Raw genomic sequence first — 5739 nt, 5'->3', positions numbered from 1 at the left:
GGCATAGTCCGGGCCAGGAGCGCACGCCGGCTGGCGGGATCGGTTCGTCGGATACCGTCCGGCCGGACCGCCGGCCGGCGGACAGGAGGCGGGCAGGAGGACAGATAGCCGCCGGCCGCGAAAACGGGCAACCGGGCAACCGCCGCCGCTCGTCCGAGGGCATTCTCCGGACCCCTCGACCCGACACTCTCCATCGTTTCCGGCGGACGGAACGACCGGCACGCGGCGGACATCCGACCCGCCCCGGTCCGATGCACGACCTGCCGATTTCCCGTACTATGCCGGCCCCACGGTTCCCCGGTCGCTCCGACGGCTGGGGGACCACTGTTTACCGGGCGAGGGACCCCGCTCCTCGCGTAACGCCGCCTCCGCTGGCGACCAGCAGGTTTCGGCCACATTAGCGGACACGCACCGGGCCTTCGGTAACCGTTCACCTACCGCCCCGCCCCACGGAACCCCTTCGTCCACCGTGGCGGCCCGACAGGCAATTTTCACAATCGGCGTTCGATCGAATCCGCCGTGTGCAAAAATCACAACGCTGCAAGTTACCGCCCGATTTCCGTTGTTTTTCTCACAAAAACAGGCTTCAACGGACGAAGCGTAGTATCAGGCCGATCACTCGCGTCGATCTCGTAGCAGGGCCGTCACACCTTTGTTGACATGTCACACATCTGGCCTGATACGGGACTCTCCGCTCATCGTCGCCCATCGGCAAACAGGGTGATCGGCCAAGCACAAATGCCTCCGCACGTCGTACCGCCAGGTTGATGAGCGGGCGCGCACGCGCGATACCAGGCCGTCGGTTCCTGCTCAAGCAGGCGCGCCGAGTGTGCTCTTTTTCACGCACCCTATTCAATGCTTGGCGACTCGCCGGGCGGCGTGGTTATGGTTTTCGCCGTGCCCGGCAACAACGCCGGGCATTCGTCGGGCGGCACGCCGAATCCTGCCCCCGGCCGACGATTTCTCGAACCGGGCGGCAGGAACGGGGGACCCATCTCCGAGTATCGAAAGGATTCGATGCTCTCGGGGTGAAGCCATGTGCGACGACCACACGGAAAGGTGTTTCCGGTGCGGCTTCCGTCTCCAGGGAATCCCTGGCACGGCCGGGCAGTTCCCAGCCCGAATCCGACAGCTCACCTCGCAGGCGTGGGGAAGGACCACAAGACATGTCCGACGCACGTATCAGTGGCCGACAATGCCGCGCCGGTACCCGCAGCCGGGCCCGGGCCCTCGTGGTCGCACCCGTACTCGCGGCAGCGGTGGGCGGCACCTTCGCGCTCAGCCAGCCGGCCGGTGCGGCCACCACCTGGACGGGCCTGCGGCAGTGCGAGTCCGGCGGTGACTACACGATCAACACCGGCAACGCGTACTACGGCGCCTACCAGTTCTCCGCCAGCACCTGGCACGGCCTCGGCTACAGCGGTCTGCCGCACCAGGCTCCCCCGGCTGTCCAGGACGAGGCCGCACTCAAGCTCGCCCGGCGGTCCGGCTTCGGCCAGTGGCCGACCTGTGGCCGCGGGATGGGCGCCGACCAGCTCGCGGGCGGCTCGTCGAGCTCCTCGGGCCAGGCGTCGCGCACGGCGGAACGCAGTGAGCTGACGGTCAGCCCCATCTCCGTGAGCACCCCCGTATTCACCCGTAACCTGACGACCGCACTGGCCAGGCAGGTACGCGACGACGTGCGGGCCTGGCAGGCCCGCGTCAACCATCTGGGGTATCCGATCACGATCGACGGCCGTTACGGACCACGCTCCGCCGCAGTCGCCCGCGCCCTGCAGGCCGCCAAGGGACTCACCGTCGACGGCATCGTCGGCCCGGCGACCTGGCGGGCCACCTTCAGCTGATCCTCTCTATCAGCTCTATCAGCTCTATCAGCTGATCCATTCACTCCGTCAGCTCCGTCAGCTGATCTCTTCACTCCGCTCCCGCGACGGGGGACGACCGCCGCGGCAACCGGACATCCCACCCCGGCGACACCGGTCAGGGGATCTCACCTCGACGACGGGCCGGCCCGACCGGCCTCCGGACGATCTCCGGTTGACGGCCCGTACGGGCTGGCCCGTGCAACCCACCACCAACATCACCCGGACCACACCCTGACCGGCCTCCGGCAGGGCCGATCTTCGGCAGAGCCGATCTTCGGCAAAGCCGGCGAGGAACAGCAGGACCAGCGAGCCACCTGCGGAACCTGTACGGAAGTGGCACGATTCGCGCGATCCTCACTGGTTACTCCGGACCACCCCGGTTTGCGCTCCATGAGCGGTTCTCGCTAGAGTGCCGCTCACTCGCCTCGTCGGCGAGGCCGCCCGGACGGACGCCGAGTCCTGCCCCCGTGCGAGCGGCCGGAACGAACATCAACCGCAGCGGGCAGGAGTGGGGGACCCACATTTCGGGCGCCGCAAGCAGCGTCCTTGGGGTAAAGCCGGTGCATCCCGGTCCATGGTGGAGAGCGGTTCCTACTCGCCACCCGGGGTCGGATCCTCCGGCCGGGCCATCCCAGCCCGCACCCGACAGCTCACCCCGCAGGCGACGGGATTGGACGAACATGCCCTCTGGGCGTCGTGGCGGCAGACATCGAGCACCGCAGGCCCCATCGCCCGCCGGTCGCATCCTGCGCACCACCGGCGCGGTCACGGCCATCGTCGGCAGCGGCCTCGCGGTCACCGCGGCTCCGGCGGGCGCGGCCACCGCCGATGACTTCACCAAGCTCCGCCAGTGCGAGTCCGGCGGCAACTACGCGATCAACACCGGCAACGGCTTCTCCGGTGCCTACCAGTTCGACGACCGGACCTGGCACGGGCTCGGGTACTCCGGCCGGCCGTACCAGGCGTCGCCCGCCACGCAGGACGAGGCGGCCGCGAAGCTCTACAACCAGCGGGGCTGGCAGCCATGGCCGTCCTGCTCGGTCAAGATGGGCCTGACCAACAACGGCCCGGCCAGTGTCCCGGGCGGCTCTGGCGACGTCATCCAGCAGGCCATCACCCCGGTGGAACCCCCCATGACGCTGGACCGGGCTCGCCGGGAGATGGGGGACGGCTCGTTCAGGGGCACGGTCCTCGACGCGTCCCTCAGCGACGACGTCCGCCCGGAGGCCTTCGTCTGGCAGGACAGAATGCGCCAGAAGGGCTTCGTACTCACCGTCGACGGCAAGTTCGGACCGCAGTCGCAGGGCATCGCCGCGCTGTACTCGTACCTCACCCGGGTGAACGACGGTCAACCCGGGGTCGTCGGCCAGAATCTGTGGAACGTCAGCGTCAGGGCCTGACCGACCTGGTCACCGTGCGCGCAGGGCGGGCGCGTCCGGGGTGACCTCCATGACGTGTGCGGCCAGTCGTCGGGCAGGATGCACTCATGACGACGCCGTCCGCCTCGGGAAAGCCCAACCTGCTCTCCGGTCCGCCGCCGACGCTCCTGCCCTCCGACGCGGCCGCGACCGAGGCGCTGGCCGCCGGTGATCCGCCGGATGCCGTCGCCGCCCGGCTGCCCGCGTTCAGCGCGCCCTGGGCCGCGCTCGCCGAGCTCGCGCTCACCGGCGGACGACCCGTCGAGGCCTATCCCTACGCCCGCACGGGCTATCACCGCGGCCTCGACGCCCTGCGCCGCTCGGGCTGGAAGGGCAACGGGCCGATCCCCTGGTCACACGAACCCAACCGCGGGTTCCTGCGTTCACTCGCCGCTCTCGTCCGGGCGGCCGCGGCCATCGGGGAGGCCGAGGAGGCCACCCGCTGCCGGGCGTTCCTGACCGACAGCGATCCCGTCACCGCCAGTGAGCTCGGCTTCACCTGACAGTGAGTTCATCAGGCCGCGTCGGTGGTGGAGGCCAGCGAGGACGCCGCAGCCGGCCCCACGGCCCCGCCATCCCTAGTAACCTCGCCGGGTGCCTGCTCTTGTCCTCATCGGTGCCCAGTGGGGCGACGAGGGAAAAGGAAAGGCGACCGACCTCTTGGGCGGCGCCGTCGATTACGTCGTCCGATACCAGGGTGGCAACAACGCCGGCCACACCGTGGTCATCGGGGCGGAGAGCTACGCGCTCCACCTGATTCCCAGTGGCATGCTGCGAGCCGACTGCGTTCCCGTGATCGGCAACGGGGTCGTCATCGACCCGGGCGTGCTGCTGGCCGAGATGGACGGGCTCACCGCCCGCGGCATCGACGTCTCCCGGCTCCTGATCAGCGCGAACGCCCACCTGATCATGCCCCATCACCGGGCGCTGGACCGGGTCATCGAGCGATACCTGGGCAAGGCGCGGATCGGTACCACCGGTCGCGGCATCGGTCCCACCTACGGCGACAAGGTTGCCCGTACGGGCATCAGAGTGCAGGATCTCCTCGACCCGGGCATCTTCCACAAGAAGCTCGAACTGGTGCTGCGGGAGAAGAACCAGGTCCTGGCCAAGGTCTACAACCGGCGCCGGATCGAGCTAGACGAGGTGGCCGAGGAGTACGCCGACTACGCGAAACGCCTCCAACCCCACATCGCCGACACCGGCCTGATTCTCGACCGGGCGCTGCGCGCGGGCAAGGTCGTGCTGCTCGAAGGCTCCCAGGGCACTCTCCTCGACGTCGATCACGGCACCTACCCGTTCGTCACGTCATCGAACCCGACCGCCGGCTACGCGGCCACCGGCGCCGGCATCGGCCCGACGAGGATCAGTCGGGTGATCGGCATCATCAAGGCCTACACGACCCGGGTCGGCGCCGGCCCCTTCCCCACCGAACTGGACGACAAGGTCGGAGAGGAGCTGCGCCGCATTGGCGGGGAGTTCGGCGTGACGACCGGCCGGGCACGGCGCACCGGCTGGTTTGACGCCGTAATCGCCCGCTACGCGGTGCGGGTCAACGGCCTGACCGACCTTTTCCTCACCAAGCTGGACGTCCTGTCGGGCTTCGACCGGGTGCCCATCTGCGTCGGCTACGACATCGGCGGCGAACGGGTCGACGAGATGCCCATGACCCAGACCGAGTTCCACCACGCCAAGCCGATCTACACCGACCTGCCCGGCTGGCACGAGGACATCTCCGGCGTCCGGTCGTTCGCCGACCTGCCCGGCACCGCGAAGGACTACATCAGGGCGTTGGAGGAGTTCTCCGGCGCCCCGGTGTCGGCGGTCGGCGTCGGTCCCGGGCGGGACCAGACGCTCGTCATCAATGACCTGGTCTGAACAAACTGGTCCGAAAAGACCTGGTCTGATCCCGCCCGGCGCGGGCCAAGATCCGGTCGGTTCCGGTTGCAGCCGGAAGCATTACCATCGACGCTTGGGCGGTCACGCAAAGCAATGACGTCCGGGGGTGGTGGCGGTGGCCGTTGTCAGGTCCCGGCCGTCGGATGACGACCCTTCCATCCCCGGGCGGACACCGCTGTCGCTGCCGGAACCGGCCGAAGCCCCGCAACCGGCCCGTTGGCCACCGGCCGTGAGACGCGGTTACCTGCACCCGACCGACTCCGACGCCTGGCCGGTCGGGTTCTCCCCCACCGGCGAGGCTCTGCCACAGACACTGACCGACGTGCTGCTGCGGGGCAGCCACGCCATCCGGAGCTCGAAGCGGGCCGAGGCGCAGCGGCTCGAACGCGCCGCGGCCGTCGCCGGTCACGTCGACGCCCAGATCCGTGACTTCCTGGACTTCTGCGCGGCCGAACACCTGGTACCACCGGTCACGGTGCGGGGGGCCCGCACCGCGCCGCACCGCGCGCCGGCGCGGTACCGCGCCGGCCGGCCGCTGCCCGCGCCGGACCTGAGCG

At 69.4% G+C, this 5739-nt stretch carries 4 protein-coding genes, 1 pseudogene and 2 riboswitches; all 5 genes and pseudogenes read left to right on the top strand.

What is annotated here, in order from left to right; genetic code table 11:
• The first annotated feature begins 924 nt into the window (after window positions 1-924).
• Window positions 925-1160: riboswitch (cyclic di-AMP (ydaO/yuaA leader) on the top strand.
• Window positions 1161-1166: 6 nt separating this feature from the next.
• Window positions 1167-1844, top strand: coding sequence for a transglycosylase family protein (locus AC08OQ_RS17105; RefSeq protein ID WP_476601953.1), 678 nt, complete (start codon window positions 1167-1169; stop codon window positions 1842-1844).
• A gap of 502 nt (window positions 1845-2346) precedes the next feature.
• Window positions 2347-2543: riboswitch (cyclic di-AMP (ydaO/yuaA leader) on the top strand.
• A gap of 2 nt (window positions 2544-2545) precedes the next feature.
• Window positions 2546-3265, top strand: a complete 720-nt coding sequence (locus tag AC08OQ_RS17100; protein ID WP_462186404.1) for a transglycosylase family protein — start codon at window positions 2546-2548, stop codon at window positions 3263-3265.
• An 86-nt stretch (window positions 3266-3351) separates the two neighbouring features.
• Window positions 3352-3786 (top strand): DUF3151 domain-containing protein, encoded by a 435-nt coding sequence (locus AC08OQ_RS17095; RefSeq protein ID WP_476601954.1) that lies wholly within the window; start codon window positions 3352-3354, stop codon window positions 3784-3786.
• 91 nt (window positions 3787-3877) lie between these two features.
• Window positions 3878-5161, top strand: coding sequence for an adenylosuccinate synthase (locus AC08OQ_RS17090; RefSeq protein WP_476601955.1), 1284 nt, complete (start codon window positions 3878-3880; stop codon window positions 5159-5161).
• Between the two features lie 178 nt (window positions 5162-5339).
• Window positions 5340-5739: pseudogene (locus AC08OQ_RS17085) on the top strand (hypothetical protein); the annotation flags it as partial.

The organism is Frankia sp. CcCS3, from assembly GCF_977927575.1.
This window is presented reverse-complemented; position numbering and strand designations above follow the sequence as displayed.